The organism is Acinetobacter sp. 826659 (assembly GCF_000588515.1).
Classification (GTDB): Bacteria; Pseudomonadota; Gammaproteobacteria; order Pseudomonadales; family Moraxellaceae; genus Acinetobacter; species Acinetobacter pittii.
Map to the genome: position 1 here is coordinate 1 of NZ_JFYD01000001.1, position 22,988 is coordinate 22,988.

24 protein-coding genes and 1 pseudogene are annotated in these 22,988 nt (G+C 36.0%); 5 read left to right on the top strand and 20 right to left on the bottom strand.

The features are described 5' to 3' along the window. The 4 genes from J663_RS19520 to J663_RS00020 all read right to left on the bottom strand — a co-directional run. On the bottom strand, positions 1–3,882 hold a 3,882-nt coding region (locus J663_RS19520), incomplete at its 3' end, for an Ig-like domain-containing protein (RefSeq protein WP_033847115.1). Between the two features lie 274 nt (positions 3,883–4,156). Continuing rightward, complete coding sequence (locus J663_RS00010; RefSeq protein ID WP_033847116.1) at positions 4,157–4,345, bottom strand: type II toxin-antitoxin system Phd/YefM family antitoxin; 189 nt, start codon at positions 4,343–4,345, stop codon at positions 4,157–4,159. A gap of 61 nt (positions 4,346–4,406) precedes the next feature. After that, on the bottom strand, positions 4,407–5,675 hold the full coding sequence (locus J663_RS00015; RefSeq protein ID WP_033847117.1) for a DcaP family trimeric outer membrane transporter: 1,269 nt from the start codon (positions 5,673–5,675) through the stop codon (positions 4,407–4,409). A gap of 156 nt (positions 5,676–5,831) precedes the next feature. Next, complete coding sequence (locus J663_RS00020; protein WP_033847118.1) at positions 5,832–6,509, bottom strand: RraA family protein; 678 nt, start codon at positions 6,507–6,509, stop codon at positions 5,832–5,834. A gap of 199 nt (positions 6,510–6,708) precedes the next feature. On the opposite strand from J663_RS00020, the gene J663_RS00025 reads away from it, so the two are divergent. Both J663_RS00025 and J663_RS00030 read left to right on the top strand, forming a co-directional pair. Then, positions 6,709–7,698 (top strand): hydroxyacid dehydrogenase, encoded by a 990-nt coding sequence (locus J663_RS00025; protein WP_081404584.1) that lies wholly within the window; start codon positions 6,709–6,711, stop codon positions 7,696–7,698. 75 nt (positions 7,699–7,773) lie between these two features. Next, complete coding sequence (locus tag J663_RS00030; RefSeq protein ID WP_005074254.1) at positions 7,774–9,093, top strand: MFS transporter; 1,320 nt, start codon at positions 7,774–7,776, stop codon at positions 9,091–9,093. Positions 9,094–9,154: 61 nt separating this feature from the next. Here the strand turns inward: J663_RS00030 and J663_RS00035 are convergent, their stop codons facing one another. From J663_RS00035 to J663_RS00045, 3 genes are all read right to left on the bottom strand, one after another. Continuing rightward, the gene (locus J663_RS00035; RefSeq protein WP_002113797.1) at positions 9,155–9,853 is read right to left on the bottom strand and encodes an IclR family transcriptional regulator; all 699 of its coding nucleotides are present in this window, start codon (positions 9,851–9,853) and stop codon (positions 9,155–9,157) included. 203 nt (positions 9,854–10,056) lie between these two features. After that, positions 10,057–10,515, bottom strand: coding sequence for a DMT family transporter (locus J663_RS00040; RefSeq protein ID WP_033847120.1), 459 nt, complete (start codon positions 10,513–10,515; stop codon positions 10,057–10,059). Between the two features lie 9 nt (positions 10,516–10,524). Then, complete coding sequence (locus J663_RS00045) at positions 10,525–10,959, bottom strand: DMT family transporter (RefSeq protein ID WP_033847121.1); 435 nt, start codon at positions 10,957–10,959, stop codon at positions 10,525–10,527. A 99-nt stretch (positions 10,960–11,058) separates the two neighbouring features. Here J663_RS00045 and J663_RS00050 point away from each other — a divergent pair, with 99 nt between their 5' ends. Beyond that, complete coding sequence (locus J663_RS00050; protein ID WP_033847122.1) at positions 11,059–11,991, top strand: LysR family transcriptional regulator; 933 nt, start codon at positions 11,059–11,061, stop codon at positions 11,989–11,991. A gap of 82 nt (positions 11,992–12,073) precedes the next feature. On the opposite strand, the gene J663_RS00055 is transcribed toward J663_RS00050, so the two are convergent. Then, positions 12,074–12,289, bottom strand: a complete 216-nt coding sequence (locus J663_RS00055) for a hypothetical protein (RefSeq protein WP_033847123.1) — start codon at positions 12,287–12,289, stop codon at positions 12,074–12,076. 351 nt (positions 12,290–12,640) lie between these two features. Here J663_RS00055 and J663_RS19395 point away from each other — a divergent pair, with 351 nt between their 5' ends. After that, on the top strand, positions 12,641–12,817 hold the full coding sequence (locus J663_RS19395; protein WP_171071502.1) for a hypothetical protein: 177 nt from the start codon (positions 12,641–12,643) through the stop codon (positions 12,815–12,817). Positions 12,818–13,071: 254 nt separating this feature from the next. Here the strand turns inward: J663_RS19395 and J663_RS00060 are convergent, their stop codons facing one another. The 3 genes from J663_RS00060 to J663_RS19270 all read right to left on the bottom strand — a co-directional run bounded on the left by J663_RS00060 (position 13,072) and on the right by J663_RS19270 (position 14,398). Further along, the gene (locus J663_RS00060; RefSeq protein WP_033848005.1) at positions 13,072–13,308 is read right to left on the bottom strand and encodes a hypothetical protein; all 237 of its coding nucleotides are present in this window, start codon (positions 13,306–13,308) and stop codon (positions 13,072–13,074) included. Between the two features lie 171 nt (positions 13,309–13,479). Next, on the bottom strand, positions 13,480–14,193 hold the full coding sequence (locus tag J663_RS00065; RefSeq protein WP_081404585.1) for a DUF2314 domain-containing protein: 714 nt from the start codon (positions 14,191–14,193) through the stop codon (positions 13,480–13,482). Between the two features lie 91 nt (positions 14,194–14,284). Beyond that, complete coding sequence (locus J663_RS19270; RefSeq protein WP_014206862.1) at positions 14,285–14,398, bottom strand: hypothetical protein; 114 nt, start codon at positions 14,396–14,398, stop codon at positions 14,285–14,287. An 83-nt stretch (positions 14,399–14,481) separates the two neighbouring features. Here J663_RS19270 and J663_RS00070 point away from each other — a divergent pair, with 83 nt between their 5' ends. Then, positions 14,482–14,877, top strand: coding sequence for a putative four-helix membrane protein (locus J663_RS00070; RefSeq protein WP_329958953.1), 396 nt, complete (start codon positions 14,482–14,484; stop codon positions 14,875–14,877). A 92-nt stretch (positions 14,878–14,969) separates the two neighbouring features. Here J663_RS00070 and J663_RS00075 read toward each other — a convergent pair whose 3' ends face one another. The 9 genes and pseudogenes from J663_RS00075 to J663_RS00110 form a co-directional block, all read right to left on the bottom strand. Beyond that, the gene (locus tag J663_RS00075; RefSeq protein ID WP_033847125.1) at positions 14,970–15,416 is read right to left on the bottom strand and encodes a hypothetical protein; all 447 of its coding nucleotides are present in this window, start codon (positions 15,414–15,416) and stop codon (positions 14,970–14,972) included. Between the two features lie 128 nt (positions 15,417–15,544). After that, positions 15,545–15,685 carry a hypothetical protein gene (locus J663_RS18640; RefSeq protein WP_000770264.1) on the bottom strand — a complete coding sequence of 47 codons (141 nt, stop codon included), beginning with the start codon at positions 15,683–15,685 and terminating at the stop codon, positions 15,545–15,547. Between the two features lie 269 nt (positions 15,686–15,954). Beyond that, the gene (locus J663_RS00085) at positions 15,955–16,272 is read right to left on the bottom strand and encodes a hypothetical protein (RefSeq protein ID WP_033847126.1); all 318 of its coding nucleotides are present in this window, start codon (positions 16,270–16,272) and stop codon (positions 15,955–15,957) included. A 100-nt stretch (positions 16,273–16,372) separates the two neighbouring features. Next, positions 16,373–17,410, bottom strand: coding sequence for a hypothetical protein (locus J663_RS00090; RefSeq protein WP_033847127.1), 1,038 nt, complete (start codon positions 17,408–17,410; stop codon positions 16,373–16,375). A gap of 98 nt (positions 17,411–17,508) precedes the next feature. Beyond that, entirely contained in the window at positions 17,509–18,096 is a 588-nt protein-coding gene (locus J663_RS00095) for a TetR/AcrR family transcriptional regulator (protein WP_050598799.1), read from the bottom strand. Positions 18,097–18,330: 234 nt separating this feature from the next. Continuing rightward, a complete protein-coding gene (locus J663_RS19275) occupies positions 18,331–18,492 on the bottom strand; it encodes a hypothetical protein (protein WP_154020721.1) in 162 nt (53 codons plus the stop codon). 368 nt (positions 18,493–18,860) lie between these two features. Next, positions 18,861–19,763: pseudogene (locus J663_RS00100) on the bottom strand (bile acid:sodium symporter family protein). A 73-nt stretch (positions 19,764–19,836) separates the two neighbouring features. Next, complete coding sequence (locus J663_RS00105) at positions 19,837–21,477, bottom strand: AMP-binding protein (RefSeq protein WP_033847128.1); 1,641 nt, start codon at positions 21,475–21,477, stop codon at positions 19,837–19,839. 137 nt (positions 21,478–21,614) lie between these two features. After that, entirely contained in the window at positions 21,615–22,988 is a 1,374-nt protein-coding gene (locus tag J663_RS00110; RefSeq protein ID WP_033847129.1) for an outer membrane protein transport protein, read from the bottom strand.

Consider the following 22,988-nt stretch of genomic DNA (forward strand, 5'->3'; position numbering starts at 1 on the left):
AAAACGTATTGTCGATGCTGAATCATTGAAAGATATTATGATGAGTGAATCCGACTGCTTAAGTGAAATATCACTAGAGGATACTGATTTTAATTGAAGGGTATTTTCTTCAGCTGCATTATCTAAAATATGAATAGAGCTTGATGAAGTAAGTAATGCTTTATCTACAATATAAGTATCATTCCCAGCTTGACCTTGTAAAGCCGTATACACATTGGAATTACCGCCATAAATCAACGTATCATTACCTGCACCACCATACAAATAATCCGAACCTATATTAGAAATTAATGTATCGTCTCCATCACCACCATACAGATAATCATTCTGTACACCACCTTGAATCGTATCATTGCCTCCCAAACCATAAATAGTTGAAATCTCAGCATCTGCTTGAAGATTATCTGCTGCATCAGTACCTAATAATTTACCAATAGTATTAGCTTCAATTTGTGCTTTATTCCAGACTGTTCCATCGTCAAATACAATAGAAGATAATTGTCCCTCACCAAAACGTATTGTCGATGCTGAATCATTGAATGATATTATGATGAGTGAATCCGACTGCTTAAGTGAAATATCACCAGAGGACACTGATTTTAATTGAAGGATATTTTCTTCAGCTGCATTATCTAAAATATGAATATAGCTTGATGAAGTAAGTAATGCTTTATCTACAATATAATTATCATTCCCAGCTTGACCTTGTAAAGCCGTATACACATTGGAATTACCACCATAAATCAACGTATCATTACCTGAGCCACCATACAAATAATCAGAGCCTGAATTAGAAACTAATGTATCATTCCCATTGCCACCATAAAGATAATCATTTCCTATAGATCCTTTAATAATTTGAATAAATGTAGGATCAGTTGGCTTATAAGTTCCCGATGCAGTATTAATTATAGTGGTTAGTGGTTGAGAGCTATTCCCAGCTAGATCTTTAGCAGTTACCCTATATTCTACATTTAACCAATCGAATTTTTCCTCAACATTTACCTGAACCCAAGCATCACCAATTTTTTGTTCAACAATATAACTATCACTTGGCGCATTAAAAATAATTTTATCTGTACTAACATCATAATTAAACAAATTAGCTAATATAGGTGCTGTAGTATCAGGTGCATTTATATTAATTGAACTTTCATTACCTTTAGCATCCGCAGCAATTACTTTTAATAGTTCACCATCTTCATAAACTGTATTCAAAATTACATTATAATACCCGGATGCATCAGCTATTGCCGAACCGATTACATCACCTGCATTATTTTTAACAATTATTGTGGCATTTGCTTCAGTTGTACCTTGTACTGATTGCCCTTCAGTCCATCCACCTTGAATAGTTGGTTGATGCAAAATTGGTGGCGTACTATCTGGTGCAATAACCTCTTTCACTTCAGTTTTATTATCCGATTGATCTGCTGCCGTTACACTTAAGCTTTCGCCATTTAAGTAAGCTTTATCAAGAGTAATAGAATAATTTCCTGCCTCATCTGCATTAGCTGCGCCTACAACTGTTGTTTCGTAATGATCTACTTCTAAAATAGTTTTTGGCACTTCTTGCGTTACATTTACATTTATAACGGGGACTATTGAACTAGAATAATTTACTGTCAAAGTATAGGTTCCAGATGCTAATACTGAACCTTGTGCTAGATCAATACTGTAATTTCCGTTTCCAGCTTGAGAGATACTACCAGTTAGACTTGTATTTAAACTCGCACCAGAAAGTGTTGAGCTATAACTACCAGAAAGTGAATTAGTCGAAGAGCTCAAATTTAAAGAAACATGTGCATTTGTACCTGTAACTTCGAAAGAATATGTTTTCGATAAATAATTTGACTGTACTGTCTCATTCAAAACAGTTTGGGTTTCTAAAACAGTTACTTCTTTATAAACAGCAGTTACTTGTTCTACTGTCACTCTTGCACCTACTTCAGTCGTACCTGTAATCACTTTACCTGCAGCATCTATAAATGCAGTTAAACTTGAAGGCGCTGTAGTGTCCGGTGCAGCTATTGTTTTTGGTGCGGTAGCATTACCTGATTGATCTGATGCTGTAGCACTTAAACTTTCGCCATTTAAGTAAGCTTTATCTAGGGTAACTGAATATTTACCTGTAGCATCTGCTGTAGCTGTACCGACTACAGTTCCTGCAGCATTCTTAACCGTTACAGTAGCTTCTGCTTCAGTCGTACCTGAAACCAATTTACCTGATGAATCAATCGTTGCAGTCAGACTTGAAGGTGCTGTAATGTCTGGCGCAACTATTGTTTTTGGTACTGTAGCATTACCTGATTTATCTGCGACAGTAGCACTTAAGCTTTCACCATTTAAATAAGCTTTATCTAAGGTAACTGAATATTTTCCTGTAGCGTCTGCGGTAGCTGTACCGACTACAGTTCCTGCAGCATTCTTAACTGTTACAACAGCATTCGCTTCAGTCGTACCTGTAACCACTTTACCTGCAGCATCTATAATTGCGGTTAAGCTTGATGGTGCCGTGGTATCTGGTGCAACAAGGGGTTTCGGCGCTGTAGCATTACCAGACTGATCTGATACTGTAGTACTTAAGCTTTCGCCATTTAAATAAGCTTTATCTAAGGTAACTGAATATTTACCTGTGGCATCTGCGATAGCTGTACCAACGACAATTCCTACAGCATTCTTAACTGTTACAACAGCATTCGCTTCAGTCGTACCTGCAACCACTTTACCTGCAGTATCTATAATTGCAGTTAAACTTGATGGTGCCGTGATATCTGGTGCAACTATTGTTTTTGGTGCGGTAGCATTACCAGATTTGTCCGCAGCCGTTGCACTTAAACTTTCACCATTTAGATAAGCCTTATCTAACGTAACTGAATATTTTCCTGTAGCGTCTGCGGTAGCTGTACCAATTATGGTTCCTGTCGAATTCTTAACTGTCACAACAGCATTCGCTTCGGTTGTACCTGTAACCACTTTACCTCTAGTATCAATTGCTACCGTCAAACTTGTTGGGGCAGTTTTATCGTCAGCCAAAATTGTTTGAATTATTGATTTATTACCAAATAAATCTTCGGCAGAAATAGTAAGATTTTCACCATTTAAATAAGCTTTATCTAGTATGACTGTATATTTTCCATCATTATCAGACTTTGCAGTACCAATGATTTTTCCAGATAAATCTTTGACGGTGACAGTTGAATTAGCCTCTGTCAAACCTGTAATAGTCTTACCATTAGAAGAAATAGCATATGCTAAAGTAGGAGCCGTAATATCAGAAGCGATAAGCTCTTGTTTAACTGTACTATTACCAGCAGCATCTTGAGCAGAAACTTTTAGTGTTTCACCATTAATATACGCTTTATCCAAATTAATTAAGAATGTCCCATCTGCTCCAGCTTTAGCAGAACCGATCACTTGGCCAGCTATATTTTCAACTGTAACAGTTGCACCAGCTTCTGTTAAACCAGTTACCGTTTTACCATCTTTCGACAATATTTTAGTTAAACTTGCTGGAGGAGTCCGATCTGAAGGTGCTGAGCTATCACTACCACCACCACTTGATGCTGCTACCGCAATACCACCAAGGGCTATCGCAGCACCACCCCATAACATTGCTTGTGAATCCAACAAACTCTTTTCTTTTAAAACTTCGTCCTTTTCAACTTTCTCCTCAGCCTCAGAATTATTTTCTACTTGCTGACTAGAAACTTGCTCTATGAACTGTTTATTTGGACTAATACTATATGATTCAGCTTGAATTACCTCACCACTTTTAAGAGTAATTTCAAAACCATTTCCACTATCTTTTACACTTTGAACTAAAGAAGCATCTAAAGTAATTTTTTGACCATTTTTAATAAAAGTAAGTATGTTTTGCATTTTTGTAAAAACCTATTTATAACGCAAAAAATTTACCACAAAAAATAATAAAATCCATAAAAATTCATAATAATAATTTTATTAATCGATATAATTTACCTCACCAAGACTATATTTAATTAGCACAATAATTTGATCTTAATTTTAATAATTTGTAAAGCTACACTAGCTTTCATGGCTTAAAACAAAAGTAAATGATGATAGAAGAAAGGCAAAACCATAATATTATTTTTAAAACTTTTATGGAGATGCTTGAGAAGCGGATCATTGCGGGTTAAAAATCTTTGTTTTTTAATTTATTGAGCTCAAATATTGCATTTTTATATTCAAGGTATGCCTTTTCACTAATTAGAACCACAGCATCTTTCTCTTTTCGTGTAATTTTTACGGCATAACCTAACAGCACTCTTTCCATAACCTTTGAAAATTGTGATCTTGCATTCGCATAATTAATTTGTTCCACAATATTAGCCCATCTCAAATAAAAGAAAGCCACTTCTGATATTAAAGTGGCTGTGATTACATTAAAAATTGTATCGACCTAATAAGTTGATTCGAGATAATTTCCCTTCTAAATCTGAAAATGTTTCTCTCTTTCCATAGGTGTATTCAACACCAAGATCGACTTTCTCAACAGGCGTCCAAAATAAATTGACGCTTGCATTGATGAGCCTTTTATTTTGATCAGGGTTATTTTCTGAAAAATTTGAATCTTTATAGATAAGGCTACCAGCAGATAAAGAAGAGCGTAAATTTTCATTCCATTTACGCAGATACCCTAACTCAATAGAATCAAATTCACTTAAATACATTCGATTTTGATCAAAGTAGAAGGCATCATTATCTTTTGAATAAAGCATGTAACGGTTATCGCCAGCGATGTGATAGTAATTAAACACAACTGAGTCGTTTTCAGAAAGCTTATACTTTGTGCCTAATCCAGCACCCCAAGCAAGTTTAGTTTGCTCTTCATTCGTGTCAGAAACTGCTCGATTTTCATGAACCATACCATGCAATTGAACCAAGAAATCTGGATTCTTAAATTCATACCGCATAGTTAATGCAGGAAAACGGCTTCCACCTTCTACATTTTTATTTTCAACATCACCACCTTCCAAAGCGACTAATAATTTTTGTTTGGCATCAACGATGTGCTGATAACGGATTTGGATATTACGCTGAGTTCCAGTACCCATTGCTCCTGTAAAATCAACCAAACTTGGAGCTGTATCACTATTCACAAAAGGTGAAGTGGTTTGACCAATCAACCAATTTCCTAGTGAAATATAAGCATGTCTAACCCGAACAGAACCATTACCGTTATCTCCACCATTTCCCATGAAGTCGGCTTCTAGCTTTCCAACCAAATCTCCTTTCGAGGTCGGCTTAACGATATTCACCCCTACACGTGAAGTCGCAGCAGAAACATTTAATGATTTACTTGTTGAGTTTGAATTGTCTAATGGTATTGATCCTGTCTTATTCGCAATTGAACGCGTTGAACCTTCAAAATCATATGCAGCATCAACACGTATATTTCCATAAAATTTAATTTTAGTCTGATCAGTCGAAATAGGCTTGTCAGTGTTTAATGTTTTGCTTTGGCTCAATTCAGGAGCTTTATTCAATCCGTTATTTTGATTTAAATTCTGCCTCTCCATGAGATAGTCTATTTGCTGTTGTAATTTAATTATTTTTTCATTTAGCGCCGAGTTATCTTCGCTTTCAGCTTTGGCTTGCTGCAAAGTAATACTCATTAATAATGATAAAGAAATTATCCCTTTATATTTCATGTCCTTTTCCTTTAGACGAAATCACATAGACCGAATTGAAATTTCCTATTTTTCAATCAGTAAAATAATGATTATTGAATTAACTTTAGATAGGCTAACGAAGCTCAATCATTGACTTCGCTAGTTCCCTTTGTGTTTGAATGGTTTTGAATAACCTTATTCCGGTAATTCACATCCTTTTTGTTTTAAGCTGTTAATCACCCAACTACGATCATTTTCACCTACGGCGATTTGCTCTAATTGCTTTTGTTCAGCGGCATGTTTGGCGCTTGCTTTCAGATAAACTTCTTCAACTTCCGCATAAGGCACGCTTAAAAGCCCATCTTCATCACCTAAAATCAAGTCTCCAGGTTCAACCACCATTCCATTAATCGCGATAGGAACATTAATTTCCCCAGGTCCGTCTTTATAAGGTCCTCGATGTGAAATTCCTGCCGCAAAAAGTGGAAAATCTCCCTCTCCAATGACAACCGAATCACGTATAGCGCCATTAATAACGATGCCGGCTATACCTTTCTTAATGGCATACGCAACCATCATTTCTCCAATTAATGCATTGGTTAGATCGCCACCAGCATCAACCACAATGACGTCCCCCGGCTGGGCGATATCAATAGCATAGTGCAACATCAAGTTGTCCCCCGGACGAGCCTTAACTGTAATGGCAGGCCCACAAAGATATCCCTTTTTATGCATTGGTCTTAATTGAGTCCCACCTGAAGTCATTCGATTCATTGAGTCACTGACATTAGCGACTGGTAGATCTCGATATTGCTCAATCCATTTTTGCTCAACTTTTTTGTCGTTTTTTAGCACTCTAAAACCAATTGCCATAACTTTTCCCTTAGATCAGTTTTCTTGTGCAAATTAATATGACAGCATTTTTTTGAAATGTCATTTCATTTTTAATTAAATTTAAACTAAAATTTACACAATTTTTAAATTTAATTTTTTCTATTGACTATTTTTTTGAAATGACGTTTTAATAATGTGGATTATTAAGGACGTATTTTGCTCAAAATACTTAAATGGAGTGCAAGTCAAAATGAAACGTAAAGTTCTTATCACGGGGCCAACATTAACTTCAGATGCGTTACTGTATGCTCAGTCCCATGATATTCAGTTGATTCCAACTGAACCCTACATGGCAAAAGATGAAATGGAAAAACTCATCCATGATGAACAGCCTGATGCAATCATTGTTCGAACAGGCAAACTTTCTAGAGATATGATTTTTGCTTCTGATAATTTAAAAGTGATTGCAAAACATGGTGTTGGGTTTGACACAATTGACACTCAAGCTGCTGCTGAACGAAAAATTCCTGTCACTATTGCAGTAGGCGCAAATGCACAATCTGTTGCCGAACACGCTTTTGCACTCATGTTTAATGTTGCGCGACAAGTCACATGGTTAGACCAACGTATTCGAGAAGGTCATTGGGACAAAGCAAGTGCAAATGGTGTGGAGCTTTATGGCAAAACGTTGGGCTTAATTGGTTTAGGGGCAATCGGTAGCATACTCATGAAGTTAGTGGCTCCCTTAAACATGAAAGTAAAAGTATATGATCCGTTTTTACAAAATTTGCCAGAGCTCGATTATGTAGAACAGGAACACGAATTTGAAAAACTTTTAGAAACCAGTGACATTATTAGCCTACATTGTCCACTTACAGCAGAGAATAGACACTTATTTTCTCACGCCCAATTTGAAAAGATGAAACGCTCAAGCATCTTAATCAATACAGCACGTGGTGAATTAATTGATCAAGCTGCATTAGTTGATGCACTAAAAAATAATAAAATTGCTGGTGCAGGTTTAGATACCTTTTCTTCAGAACCGCCAGAAAAAGATAATCCACTATGGGAATTACCTAACTTGGTTGTGACTCCTCACATAGGAGCAAACACAACAGATTCACGTAATCGCGTTGGTCTTTTAGCACTTGAACAGATTGTGAGTATTTGGAATGGCCAATTACTAAACCCACGAGCTATCGCTAACTGGAAGTTACTCAATAGCTAATCATGGAACTCAATTGTTTCTAAGCTTTTAGATGCGAGAACAATTAAAATACTGAATATAAAAAAGGATTTTTTTATGTCTACAGAATACTCTCAACCGAGTGCGATTGAACGTGAAACAATGCGCAAGGTGGCGTGGCGATTACTGCCATTTTTAACACTTTGTTATGTCATCGCTATTATTGATCGTGGCAATATTGGTATGGCTTCATTACAAATGAATGAAGATCTTGGCCTAACAGCTACTGCTTTTGGTTTTGCCAGTAGCTTATTTTTCTTTGCATATTTTCTATTTGAAGTACCCAGCAACCTCGCCATGCAAAAATTTGGAGCAAAAGTTTGGATTGCTCGAATTATGGTGACGTGGGGAGTGATTACAGCCGCAACAGCTTTCGTTGAAAGCTCTACATCGTTATATATTATGCGATTCTTACTCGGTGCTGCCGAAGCAGGGTTTTTCCCGGGTGTCATTTTATATTTAACCTATTGGTTGCCTGCAAACTATAGAGCCAGAATGGTCGCAATATTTATGGTGGCGATTCCGGGTGCAAACTTTATCGGTTCACCACTATCGGGACTTTTATTATCGCTAGATGGCTGGATGGGCATGCGTGGGTGGCATTGGCTATTTATTTTAGAAGGTATCCCTGCCATTTTATTAGGTATTGCCTGCCTATTTGCACTCACAGATCGACCAGAACAAGCAAAATGGCTTAATAGCGAACAAAAAGCTTGGTTAGTTGAAAGATTACAGTTTGAACGTCAACAAAAAACCCCAATTGGCCATATTTCACTATGGCAACTTTTAAAGAATAAATATATCTGGTTTATGATCATTATTTATTCTGGTGCTTCTGCTGCTGGCAGTACAATGAGTGTTTGGGCGCCACAATTAATTAAATCATTTGGTTTGAGTAATTTAGAAATCGGTTTAGTGAATGCGATTCCTTATGGCCTAGCTTCTATTGCAATGATTTTTTGGGGTCGTAGCTCAGATCGTAAAAATGAACGCCGTTGGCATACAGCAATCACACTATTGATGATCTCATTTGGTTTATTAATTGCTTTGTTCACGTCTTCACTTATTGGCACAATCTTTTTACTCAGTGTCGTATTAATTGGTGCTTATTCTATGAAAGGTCCTTTCTGGGCTTTAGCATCCTCATGGATGTCACCGACTACAACGGCGGCAGGTCTAGCAGCCATTGGTGCATTTGCCAATCTGATTGGTGGCGGGTTGATGGTAAATATCTATGGCGCAATTCATGATGCAACAGGAAGCCACGCTATTGCCTTACTTCCACTTGCAGCACTAAACCTTGTGTCGGCTATTATGGTTTTCGTTATGTCTAGAAAAAAAGCTGTTTTGTTTAGCCAACCACAAAGTACTTCATAAACAATATACATAAAAAAGGGGCTAACGATTTAGCCCCTTTTTTATATCTACAATATTAGAATTAATTACGAATACTCTTACCACCTAAACTTTTCGTTAAATCATCTGCAATTTTGAAGAAAAAATCCCCCACAGATTTTGCAATTTCCGCAGTAAAACGACTTGATGGCCCCGAAACGACTAATGCTCCAACTACATCATTTTGAGCGTCAAATACTGGCAATGCCATTGAAGCAGCATGTGGCTCCGTTACACCTGTTGAATAAAAAGGTTCAGTTCTTGCTAAAACCTGTTCGTGTGTTGATCGCAATGCTTGAGCGCCTGCTGCCCCATCCATTGGTCGAACTTCGCCCGGCTGAATATGAACACGCAGTCGATGGGTAGAGTTCACTCTATATTGGCAAAGACGATATGCCCCATGTTTAACGTAAAATGAAGCAGTTTCACCAGTTTCATCAACAAGTTGCTGTAAACACGGCACCACATGTCTTTCTAGATCTAAAGCATCTTGATAAATTGTATTTAAACGCATAACTTCACTGGCAAGCGTATATCTGCCATCCGAAAGACGGTTAACAAAACCAAAATCTTCTAGCGAAACGATTAAGCGCATGATGGTTGCTTTATTTAATTCTGTTCGTTCTGCGAGTTCTGCTAGGGTTAAAGATTTATCACCTATTCTAAAAGCAGTTAACAAAGTTAAAAGGCGATCAGCCGATGCATTTCCGCTTGTTGCTGGGTGAGGTTTAATTTTAACCATGTTTTTCCTACAATAGCTTGATATCAATTTTAATGTATTGAATTAGGTTTTTAACTTTACCATATTTCTTATATTTTGATTCTATCTCTCGACAGCAACTTCTTTCATTTATCAAAGTACTTAAAATATGAAGCATAGCCTCATTATTAGTATGCTTTACGACTAACAATGAGACCTATATTAATTTCAATTTTAAGCCCGTATTACGCTTCTATCTTTTTGTCCTTACTACTTGAATAGATAAAATATAAAGCAATCGCTAGGCAAATTAGCGCTCCTAATCGATACAGTGAAAAAGGAAGCATTTCATTACCAAACCAGCCAAAGTTATCAATCAAGATACTCATCAAAAGTTGCCCAAAAATTACAGCTACCGTAGCAACCGCGGCTCCGATTCTTTGCACGGCCAGTACCATAATGACAATATAAGGCACTCCACACATAGCACCTAACAACTGCCATTTGGGAACATCTAACAAGGTTAAGGTTTGTTTTGGTTCAAAGTAAAAAATAAGGAGCGCCGTAATTAGAGCACCGACTGAGAAAGTCAAAAAAGCACTACGAAATACACCAACTTTTGCTCCAAGTTGACCATTAATTGCAGCCTGTACACTCAATAAAGCACCACCAATGACGGCGAGAAGGATCATTAAAATTGTCATGCGGGTCTCCTATGCTTTTGCGACAAGTACAAGTGCAGCAACAATAAAGATGAGTGCCAAAATTCGTTTACGGTCTACCTTTCGGTGTGGAGTCCCCAACAAACCATAGTGGTCGATGATCAGGCTTTTAGACACCTGACCCGCTAAAATGCCTATCATCGTCATGGCAATACCGATAATTGGAGTGGTAATGGTCAAAATAATGACGTAAGCAGGCCCAAGAACACCACCGAGTAATTGCCAAGATGGAAGCGTAAAAAATGAAGGGCTATTACGTGGACTAAAAAACAGCATGAGTAAAAAGGTAAGTGCTGCACCCACACCAAAAATACTAAAGGTGGCCCATAACTCACCCACTTCCTTTCCTAACGGCCCTAAAAGCCCTGCTTCAACCGATAGCCCCATACCCCCAAAAATGGTTAGGAGTAGTAATAGAATTTGCATCTATATTGCCTCATCTGTATCTAGGCAACGAATACTAAGGTAGCTAATTCATCTGAAAAACAGCATAATCCATGAATCACTTTTGCAGAAATTGCACAAATGGATTTAACAAATTCGATTGATATCCGCACGCTTCGCTTCTTTATTAGTGTTTACAATGCTCAAAACTTCTCGAATGTAGCGCGGAAAGAAGATGTGTCTGCATCTATGATTTCTCGAACCATCCAGCAGCTTGAAGATGCGTTGGGGCAACAACTTTTCTATCGAAATACACGAGCAATCACACCGACCGAATCGGGCAAATTATTTTTTGAATATGCAAAAAGAATTACCGAACAATTTGATGAAGCACAAAAGGCTTTACAAGATAAAACCATAGAACCATCCGGACTCGTCCGCATCAATGCCCCTGTATTTTTTGGTCAACGGCATATTGCGCCGTGGTTGGCAGGTTTATCAGAACGTTATCCAAGGCTTTTAATAGAGCTAATTCAAACCGATGAATTTATAGATCCGTTACGCGAAAGCACCGATTTAATATTTCGCATTGGAACGCTGACCGACTCATCATTTCATGCACGTATTTTTGGTACACAAAAATATCATTTGGCAGCGTCTCCTCAGTATGTTGCCAAATACGGTACTCTTAATCACCCAACAGAACTTAATCAACACAAATGCCTAGTCTATAAAGGTTTTGAAGGTCCTAACCGCTGGTTAGTGAGAAAGCCTGATGAAGAATGGGTACATTATCCTCTTACTCCCTTGCTGTCTTCAAACAATGCCGAGAGCTTAATGACAGCTGCGCTTCATGGTATGGGTATTGTTTTATTTCCTGATTGGTTGATTGGCGAAGCTTTAAAACAAGGTCATTTAGTCAAGCTTTTACCTGAATATGAAGTCGCGATTAAATCACAACCCCAGCATATTGCAGCCATTTATCCAAATGTCCGCCATCCGCCTTTAAATATTCGAGTAGTGATCGATTATTTTGCTGAAATCTATGGAGACACACCGTATTGGCAGAATTAATTTTTTTGAATAGAGTAAAAAGAGACCAATTAACTGGTCTTTATATATATAAGATCACTCATAAAAAACCCACAGAAGTAGGTCATTTATATTCTATATAATAGCTGTTGCCATCAGAACTGTTGAAAACCATATTTAAAGTAGGGTAAATAAATTCACCTCTTAACAAAATATATTCAACTTTAGTTCTCTGAACTCTAGATGAATGATTGATTTTATTAGTATTTTCCTCTGTATAGTTTGCCTGTGCCCTTGTTTCTTTTCCTTGGTAATCAATAATTGTAATATCTTTTAGCATTTATATGCTCCAATTTAATTAGACATATTATGCTTAACAAATTTTTTATACTATCAATATTTTGTAGGCAACTAATTTAAATTAATTTTTAAAATTTAATCATCTGTACCTTGAGAAAATTTATATATGTGTGCTTTATGTACCCCTACTTGAAATTGAGATAGGATATTTTCAAGTTTTAAAGGATAAGACTCAACAGGTTACATATAATTGATTTTATTTACGAAATATACAGTCGAAATAAAGTCCATTTCTATGACATATCAACACATATCAGTCTTAAAACAACCGTAATGTAAAGTGATTTAAAGCGTAGTATGAACTTTCCCTAGTGAAGATAAGAAGATAAAAATGTCAGGTTTTAAAAGTTTTTCTCAAAATACAACTAACAACGCTAATGTCATTAAAGCCCAAATGAATAAGCATTCTGCAACACAACCACCTACCGAAACTCAACCATCAGAAGTTCCTGGCACCGTAAAAGATTTGCCTGAGAATAATGATCAACCTGATCCAAATAACAAATAATTTCTTATTAACAGTGCCTTGGAAGTTATTTTGAGGTCCTGCTACTATTAAGAATAAATTAGTGCACTGATTTATTATATTATTAACTACTTTTATCAATTTGATTTGTTTAGTTATTTTACGAAATTTCAGCCATTCATTCCAGAAAATTGATATGACTAGTCTCTCAGATATGAGGGGCTTTTTTAATTGTATTTCTACTTAACCAGTACTTACCCACTCATTAAAAAGAGCACCTAAGTGCTCTCTCATCCTTATTGATTTTTGTATAAGGCAAAATTTATTGCCCTTTCATATGCCTGTTCCTGTAACTCCGTATATACATAAAAGTGCTGTTCTGCTTTGGTCACAGGGTTAATAAGTTTCATTGGTTCATAACTATGAGTATTTAAATCATTAGGATCAACATCAAAAGCTTCTAGTTGCTGCTCTTTCCATTCTCCACTTAGTACACCACCTACACAAAGCCATTTCGTTGTATTGTCTGACATATCTAATCCATATTTTTGGAGGTGTTTACATACCATATCACGCTGGTCTTTGAGCTGTATTATTTTTTTCATGACTAAAAATCGATCATCTAATTAAATGACTTCTTCAGTAAAGTGACTTTAGGATCCATCAAAACAATAAAGCCCTCCATTAGAGGGCTAGATTCAAAGCTACTTAAGTAAACTTACAATATTGGTCCAACCCATCTTATGAGCCAAATCTAAAGGAGTCATTGATTGATTATTTACCTCCAACTTATTCGTATTCAACCTTAAAAGCTCTTGAACAAATAAATAATTACCCGCTATAACTTCACGATGTAATAATTGATTACCACTTTCATCTTTTTCAGTAATGATTGCAGGGCCTGTCTTTATAATATTTATGAACTGATCCAAAATATTCTTACACATGGGGTGTTCATCTAGGTTTTCGGGACAATTTTTCTGCTCATAAACTAGAAAAATTTCATCAGGATTACCAAAATCAATCCCCCATGCCTCATCATATTCTTTACGATCTGATGCATTTAAGGTCTTACGATGTTCTTGAATCGTAAACCCACCATGAACAGTGCCATTAGATAAAAACATCCAATCAACTATAGACTCAAATTGAAGCCTTACAGTTTCACCAGCTTGCACATTATCAATAATATAAGGTTCGTTTAACAAAGTTCCTGAAATTGTACTCCCATCAAAATCAACTTGATCAATCCACATATACTCAATTAAAGGTTCATTTTTATCTTCAAGGTTTTCTTGGATAAATGCACACTTCACATAAGCCAGCTCTAGAGCAGGAACAATTCGTCGATATTCCCAATAAAGTTCACGCCAGAAATATTTAAATGTACTTTTAGCACTCTCAAAAGCTAGAATCATTTCTGGAGATTCATTCTTATGCAATTTATTCATATAATCCATATTACAGTTAATTAATATTGAACTTGCTTATAATAACACTATGATAAATTTAAATATCTTTAAATTTCTTAACAATGACACTAATATTTATAAAAAAATAACGGCCAAGGCTAAGACCAAGCCAAAGTAAGATTCTTGAGAAAAAACCTCTAGCAAAGCCCATTCAAACAGGTTACCTTTTATATAAATTAAATTTTGCAGTTAGTTAATTTCCTAAAGTTTAGGTTTAGTTCAGTTATATTTATTATGATCAAAAAATTAAGTACATTATTAATATTATTGTCTCTATCACTTCATGGATTAGCTGCAATACATATGAGTCCAAGAATTGGAAGCTCCTCTTATAGTGGCCCCCTCGACACACTTATATTAATGATTGTGGGGATTGGAGCTTTATATTTTTATTATAAGTCATTCTTAAAATGGATTAAACGAAAATCAACTGGTGAAAAACCAGAACGTAAACTTGGTCTTGATGACTGGGGCATTACACTTGCAGGATATGTAATGGTATCAATATTTGCATGTGGACCTATATTTGAAATACTACAAAGTATAGGCGACTATCAACTTGTAAGAGACACTTGGTATATTGTATTTATATTTTGTTTTGGATTATTGTTTTTTTTAAGAAGAACCTAAGAAGCTGTCTAATATATAAATTAAAAATCCCACTAATAATCAATATTCAGTGGGATTTCTATAGCGAAACATGTTCGACTAACTTAGATACTTCAGTACTGATACTTATAATTAAGATATAGAAAATAGAGAGCGTACATTACTCCCGCGACAATGAGAGTAAGAAAGAATGAAACTAAACATATGATTTTCATTTCAAATGATATATTCGCTTTAATTCCTGTCTCTTGCTCTCTTCTTTTTATAGAAAGATAACCTTTCATATTCCAAAAAGTGAAAAATATAATCGTAATAATTATGAGACAAAGCAAAAGATAGTATTCTGATGTGAAAGGATTATTGATAGCGTCATTGCATTTTTGCTTTTCTATTATTTCTGCTTGAGTTAATTCAGTTTTCACTGAAACACCCCATTTCTGACTATCAGGTAGAAAATACTTATATTCACAATAATCTATAAATTTTTCTTTCTGATCACGTCCGTCTCCTCTAGTGCCAGAAGATGAGGTGTGATTAAGCCTTACTGTAGTAGTTGTCATTTGCCATTAGTATTTAAAAATTTGGTGCAATTATAAATACCGACTAGCTCTAAACTCAATAAACACCACTACAACAAAAAAGCCCATCTTCCGATGAGCTTTTTATTTAATTAAGAATATTAAATGCATTAGGCTTTAAATTCTGCTAATACAAAGTTTTTTACTATTTCATCAAAATTTGGTTTTAGAAGAGTTGGCTTGCTATCTTTTATAGTTTTATACCAATAACTCGCTGCAACTCCCATACTAATCAAAGCTAACAATTTCATTGCTCACCTCACTTATTGGGAAGAGTGAAACTTAAAGTATCATTCGCGTTTGTAGCGTTCCAACTCGTTTTAACGAGGTTTCTGTATGTTTTTTAAGCAATGTGTAATAAAAAAAGCTCACATCTTTGTGAGCTTTTTAAGCTTCAGAATGAAAATATCTGTATATTAATTCAAATCATATTAACTGCACATTCTATAAATAACATACCAGAAACTAGCCTATTTGTAAGCTCATCCTTTCTACAAAGAATGTTCCCGTTCTATTTAAGTTAGTCTTTACACTTAACTTTTAAAATTGCCGCTTTCGTATTCACCGGAATAATCATTCCTGAATTGTAGGCAGTGTGATGGTTTACAATTTTGTTATTACTATCTAACTCATCAAAGCCTTTATTCTTACATATTTCTTCAGCCTTATTGATGAGCTTTGACCGTAAAGCATCCCTTGAACCAAATGCATTGCTTTGAGCATGAAGTTGATAAATTCCAGGATTTATCTCGGCTACGGTAGGCGGAAACATTTGTAAACAACCTGTCAGCATTAATGGAACTATACCCAGAATAGTTATTAATTTAGTCTTTTTCATTTATCTGATCTTCAAAAATAATTAAGCAAAATAAATCTTAAAAATGACAATATAATTTCAATAATTAAATTCTCATTTTTGAGAATAAAATCATCTGAAATTAATTCAATAAACTCTGATTAATCAATGATTCAATTTTTTGAGATGCAACTGAATTATAATAAGTACACTCATTCTTTGCTTCCTCAATTGCACTTTGGAATGAAATTACATCAATATTACTATTAAATGAATCAAGCGATCTTTCATAACCTGCAACTAGAGTCTCAATTGAAGTATTAGGATTTTTTTGCCAATAACCTGAAGCTAATTTATTGTCTATATTCATATAAACCGAAATCGTATAATACTTTGGATCATTTGCCTCAGTATTTAAATAAGCCCACTGTATATTGCCCCATTTTCCAGTAACGGCATTACTTCCAGCTAAAGAAATATAATTTGAAAGGTTATTAACACTGACACCATTAATAAAAGCCAAGCTGTCCTTATTTGTAATTACATAATAAGGTACTGAATAACTTGTTCTTTCAACTTGAAAACATTTCGCTCCTGCTGGAAATGTATTTTTCTTAGTTAACGCTAAAAAATCTTTAAACTGATCACCAATAAGTTCTGGATGAAAAAATACACTTGTAGGAATTTTCTCTACAAGAAGATTCCAATATACAGCGGTTCTGTCACTTATCCTGACATTTTTTAAATCAATCCAGCGTCCTTTCTCTTCTATAACAATATTTTTTAGACCATCTTTGTTATAAGGGGTTTTTCTAAGTGTCGTTCCATCTTGTGAAGTAGATCTCAAAATGTAACGTCTATAACCCAATGGATACTTCGTCTCATCTGGTCTATAAAGGCCATCTGTACTTAACATTAAGCGTCCAATATCTGGTTCTGTACCTTTATCTAACCTAGGATAATCAGTATACCAAATATTTCCATTTCTTGAATTCTTTGTAATCTCAACGAATGTTGTATCAAACTGAATAGATCCCCATTTATAAGAAGTAGTATTATCAAATTCTGTATTAAGAATTTCATCTTTTGTTGTGGCAACAGTTTCGTTACTTCCACCACCACCACAGCCCACTATAAGACCTGAAAGTAGAAAAAGAAAAATAGTTTTATTAAGTGTCATCAAATTTACTCTTTTTTATTGACTGGTATAAAATACTTTTAAATATAATAATTTAAAAATTTATTTTATGAAATAATTAATTCTCAGTTTTAACTTCTTTAATAGCAGACGTGATAATAGAAAACTATTAACGGCCTATCCCACCCAAAAAACCTCTCCACCACCACATCCCTTTCATCCAAACTCTTTGAGCTTAAAATCTGGAACATCAAGCCATCGATTAAGTTTAAAACCAAATTGGCATTGGGCTTTAATGAATGAGTTTCCAAACTAAAAACCAAATCAAAAAGTTCTTTAAGCAACCATTTTCTATATTCAAGCGCTATGCGGTAGGCCTGAGGGTAAATCTGTTTAGTTTCAAAAATGGCTTTAAGTAATAGATAGTACAGGCTATTAAAATTGACATGTAAAACAATAATCTCTTTAAGTTTGTCGCTTGAGGTTCGGTAACAGCTTGAGTAAATAATTGCCAGCACTTCTTCTTTGAGTTTGCTTTTTTGAAAAGATACGCACATTTCAATAAGCCGCTGTTTTGAGTGAAAGTAATTATAAAAAGTGGCCTTAGGAATTTTGGATTTTTTGACAATTAAGTCCACGCCCGTATTGTGAAATCCATAGAGATTGAACAACTCTATTGCTATATGAATAACCTGTAATTTTTTGGAAGATCTTTCTAAAGTTGGCATCGTTTTACCGTTATAAATTCTTGTTGTTGCTAAAAGAGATTAAAAAGCCTGTGCCTTTTCTGGGAGAAAAAAAGGCACAGCAAAGCCGTAAAGACTGTGCTTGGCACATCTCAAGTTTTATTGTTGCTAAGTTTTAGACGTAATGATTTAAAGCCTGAAAAGCCTATAGCTCATCAAACTGGTTTAAAACTTTAAGTTGTGTCGAGATAGTTTTTGACAGTGACTGCCAATAATTTATGAATGTGCATAGCCAACTCCTTCTTTTGGGAGTTCTGCCAAAGCATTATAAATTATGGTGGCAGAACGGAAGCAGGTTGACGGACTGGTTTGAACTCCAGCACACCCGAAGGTGTCCCACTCCCGCCCTACCGCTACGGGAGGGAACGAGGTGTGCACACAAGACTACTCCTCAGAAGAAATAATCCTGATGTGGTTCAAATAGCGGTCCGTCAAAACCGGCTGGCAATGTAGGCCAGCCCGCAAATGGTAATCTTCAATATTTGAGCTGTCAATGTGAAATTGGCTAGAAATTATTTAATTAAATTATTGTTTTTCATTTAATTACATAATTAAGGAAAACCTTAAATATTGGCTTAACAATTTGCTTTTATAACAGCATTCTAAAGCTTTCTTTTTATTGTGACCGCGCTTACTCGACCATAAATATTTTAAAATTTTGAGGCTAAAAAAGGAGGCATTGGCCTCCTCTTTTAATTCAAACTATAAACATCTGGTGGTAGTTAAATACCTTTATCTGTCCGATATTATTGAAGATTCTTTGAGTATGCTTTAGGTGATATTTGTGTGATCTCTTTCTTTTCTAGACGATTTAACAATGTGCCAAAGATAGCTGCAACAATGTACATAAATAATGAATAAACGGCTGCTGGCATAGCGGCCATACTGCTTGCCATTACTGTAAAAGCAATGGTCATGGCTAAGGTACTGTTATGAATTCCAATTTCAAATGCGCAAGCTTTTGCCTGAAAGCTATTTACACCTAATAATCTTGGAACAAAATAGCCAACCATTAAACTACATACGCAGAACAGCAAAGTTGCCAATCCAATTTGCCCAATATACGTCATCAGATTTTGGTAATCTCGTGCAACTGCTAATATGATGATTGATACGAGAAAAATGATAGCAAAGATACGCACAGGTTTATTGAGCTTTTCAGCCGTATGCGGCGCAAAATGACGGACTAGCATCCCGATCCCAACGGGAACTAAAATAATAAGAAAAACCTGTATGATTTTCGAGAATTGCAAACCTACATTTTGTCCATTTTCCATAAAGTGTTGTATTGCAAAATTCACAATTAATGGAAGTGTAAAGGCAGCAATGACCGAATTTATAGCCGTTAAAGTAATATTTAAAGCGATATCTCCTTTGTAGAGATAACTAAATAAGTTAGCTGTTGGCCCTCCCGGTGACGCAGAAAGGAGCATTAATCCAACAGCAAGCATGGGTGGTAAAGCAAGAACCTTACAAATAATAAATGCAATACCGACTAAAATAACCAGTTGGCAAAATAATGCGATAAAGACGGCTTTGGGGTGTTGTCGCACGTTTTAAAATTCTTTTATGGTCACCTCAAACCCCAACCCTGCCATAATAATTGCGAGTGCAATTGGTAAAAATACGGTAATTAATCCTGAACCCATAATCTCATTCCTTTTTCATTTATTTATGGAGCTTCTAGTCCCATACGCTTATGTTTTTAATTAAAAGTTCTTATTAAACCTTTAGTTCTTTTCTTAAAATTTTACCCACATTCGACTTGGGTAATTCATTGATAAATTGAATATAGCGTGGTTGTTTGTAGCCAGTCAGGTTTTCTTTTGCATAGATTTGGATTTCTTCAACCGATAAAGAGTCATCCTTTTTGACAATAAAGGCTTTCGGCACTTCACCCGATTTTTCATCTGCAATACCAACCACGGCGACTTCCAAAATTTTTGGATGTTGGGCTAAAACTTCTTCAATTTCGTTCGGAAAAACATTAAAGCCTGAAACTAAAATCATGTCTTTTTTACGGTCAATAATTTTGGTATAGCCTTTTTCATTCATAAAGCCAATATCACCCGTTCTAAAGAAACCATCAGCAGTCATGACCGCTTTCGTTTCTTCAGGTAAATTCCAATAACCTTTCATGACCTGCGGGCCACGAATTGCAATTTCTCCAGTTTCACCGGGTGCTAATTGATGACCTTCATCATCCAAAATTGCAATATCCGTGCTCGGTACAGGAATACCGATCGTGCCACTAAAAGTATTAGAGATTGGCGGGGTAAAGGTCGCAACAGGAGAAGTTTCTGATAAGCCATACCCTTCACGGATAATACGTCCTGTCAGTTTTTCCCATCCATCGGCAGTAGATTTCAAAATTGCCATACCGCCGCCTGTGGTAATTTCTAAACGGCTATGGTCCAGCTTATTAAAGCCTTCATGATTAATCAGTGCATTAAATAATGTATTTACAGCAGGAAAAACCGTAGGACGATATTTTTCAAAACAATGTACAAGAGCATCTAAATCACGCGGATTTGGAACTAAAACAGTGGCATAACCTTTATTCATTGCACTGTGCAATAAACAGACAGTAAAACCAAAAATATGATAAAGCGGTAAGGCACAGATCGCTATTTCATCTTCGAAAGCATCTCGGTCACCAAAGTAGCTTTTAAAAACCACATTATTTTGTAATAAGTTGGCGACAATATTTTTATGGGTTAATTCTGCGCCCTTGGATACACCTGTTGTTCCACCCGTATATTGCAAAAGCACAGTATCCTCAAGAACAAGCTTAGGACGTATATAGTCTTGTGCATTTGCCTTCAATAAGATTTGCCTAAAAGCGTGTTTTTTAGAATCTAAGGTGTCTAATTCAGTAGGTTGATCGACCAACATTTCAGTCATGGTGGTGGTAATAATTTGTTCAACCGCCACTTGCTCTTTGACAGCGTCATAAACAGGTAAAAGTTGTTCTAATATAAATAAGACTTTTGCGCCTGCATCATTTAATTGATGCTTTAACTCGCGGGCTGTATAGAGGGGGTTAATATTGACCAGAATGTAACCTGCACGAATGACGGCAAGTGAAATAATTGGGTACTGAATAATATTGGGCATCATCACGGCAACACGTGTACCTTTTTCTAGCCCTAAACTTTGCAAGAATGTTGCTACTTGTCGACTATATAAATCGATTTCAGCATAAGAAAAAGATTGATCTGCAAATATAAAAGCCTTTCTTTGCTGGAACTTATTAAAACTGTTGTCCCATAAATCGAGAAGTGAAGTTTGTTCATCCGGCAATGTAATCGTACTTTCTATATTCCATTGCTTATATTCGTCTAACCAGATCTGTTTTGTCATCTTATCGTCCTTTTATGAGAGGGAGAAATGGAACTGTTCCTACTCCACTTTTTATATTTTCTTTAATCTTTTAATCTGCTTACTTTCGTGCAGAAATAAACTGTTTATATAACTAAGCGATCCATCAAATAGTTGAATTAAAATTTATAACCAATTTTCAAACCGTAACCGATTGAATAGTTATTTTTATATTCACCCACATAATATTCACTGCCTGCCTGAGCACCAAGCTGACCTTTGGCGTCACCAAGCCATAGATACTTCATTCCACCTGAAATAAAGTATTTTGAAGTTGGACTATATTGCGCACCAAGACCAACACTGTAATAACCTTTAGCTGGTCCGCCTGTGGATACGCGCTCACCAGCTCCCGAGTCCCAACCTACAGAAACTGAACCCGACCATTTATCGCTTAGGCGTTGTCCAATTCCAAGATTGGCAGACCATTGATCATCATAATAACGAACCAGATTAAAACCGTTTGGACGACTTGGCGTTGATAGAACCCCAACAACTTCTGAAATTTCACCAAAACGGTATGGTTTAAACTCAAAATCATTCCAGTGAACCCAACGCACGTTACCGAACAATAAAGTACCTTTGCGTAATCCGGTCTGAAATTCCAAATTTACTGACTCCGGCGCTCTAAACTTAGTTGAGCCTGATGTGCCTGCTTCGGGTAAGCCCGCAACAATATGATTGAGTACCTCCCTCCGCGATTCAGTGAGTTGTCCTATAGAAACCATATACGCCAAATGCTGATCAAGAAAATCACGGCCTTGTTGTGTACTCAACATATCAACCAGTGGCGCATTTTCATTGGCAGTCACTTCATGCATAATTTCTGAACGATAGGTTAATGAGGCTTTTATGGCTTTTTCGGGAATTTGATAACCAAATCCTGCCAGCCATCCCCAATCTCCAACTTCTTTGGCATTAAAGTCATAGCCATTATATAAACTGAAAACTTGACCTCTTAAATTGACGTTACTTTTAAATGTCTGATAAACAGGACCTGCATAAAAATTCCAGTTCTTATCCGGTTGATAACCCAATATCAGACTAAAATTTTGCATAACAAAATTCGATTTGGTGTTCCCTGTTACGACTTCTCCACCGGTCTTTTGGGCAAGTGTTGCTGAATCAATGCCCGGTACTAAAATCATATCACTCGGCTTAGCAACAAAGCTGTTATTTCCATAATATTCAGAGTCGGAAGTAAATGGCTGATCGTAAAGAAAACCAAATGAAAACTGAGGTGCTAACTGTAATTTCAAAGCCGCACTGGGACGATAATCAGAGTTTGCAATATCAGAAATACTATTACGTGTTGGGTTTGTACCCGCTTCTTGTCCTTCTAACGAAGTGTCTGAAACAGATAAACTTGCCTCAAAATAATTACCAGGTTGTAGAAATGCAGAAATTGATTGTCCTGTTCGATCAAATGCTGCTGCATAGATTGGGCTCGTACAAAATGAAGCCATAACCATGACTAATGTTTTCTTTTTCAT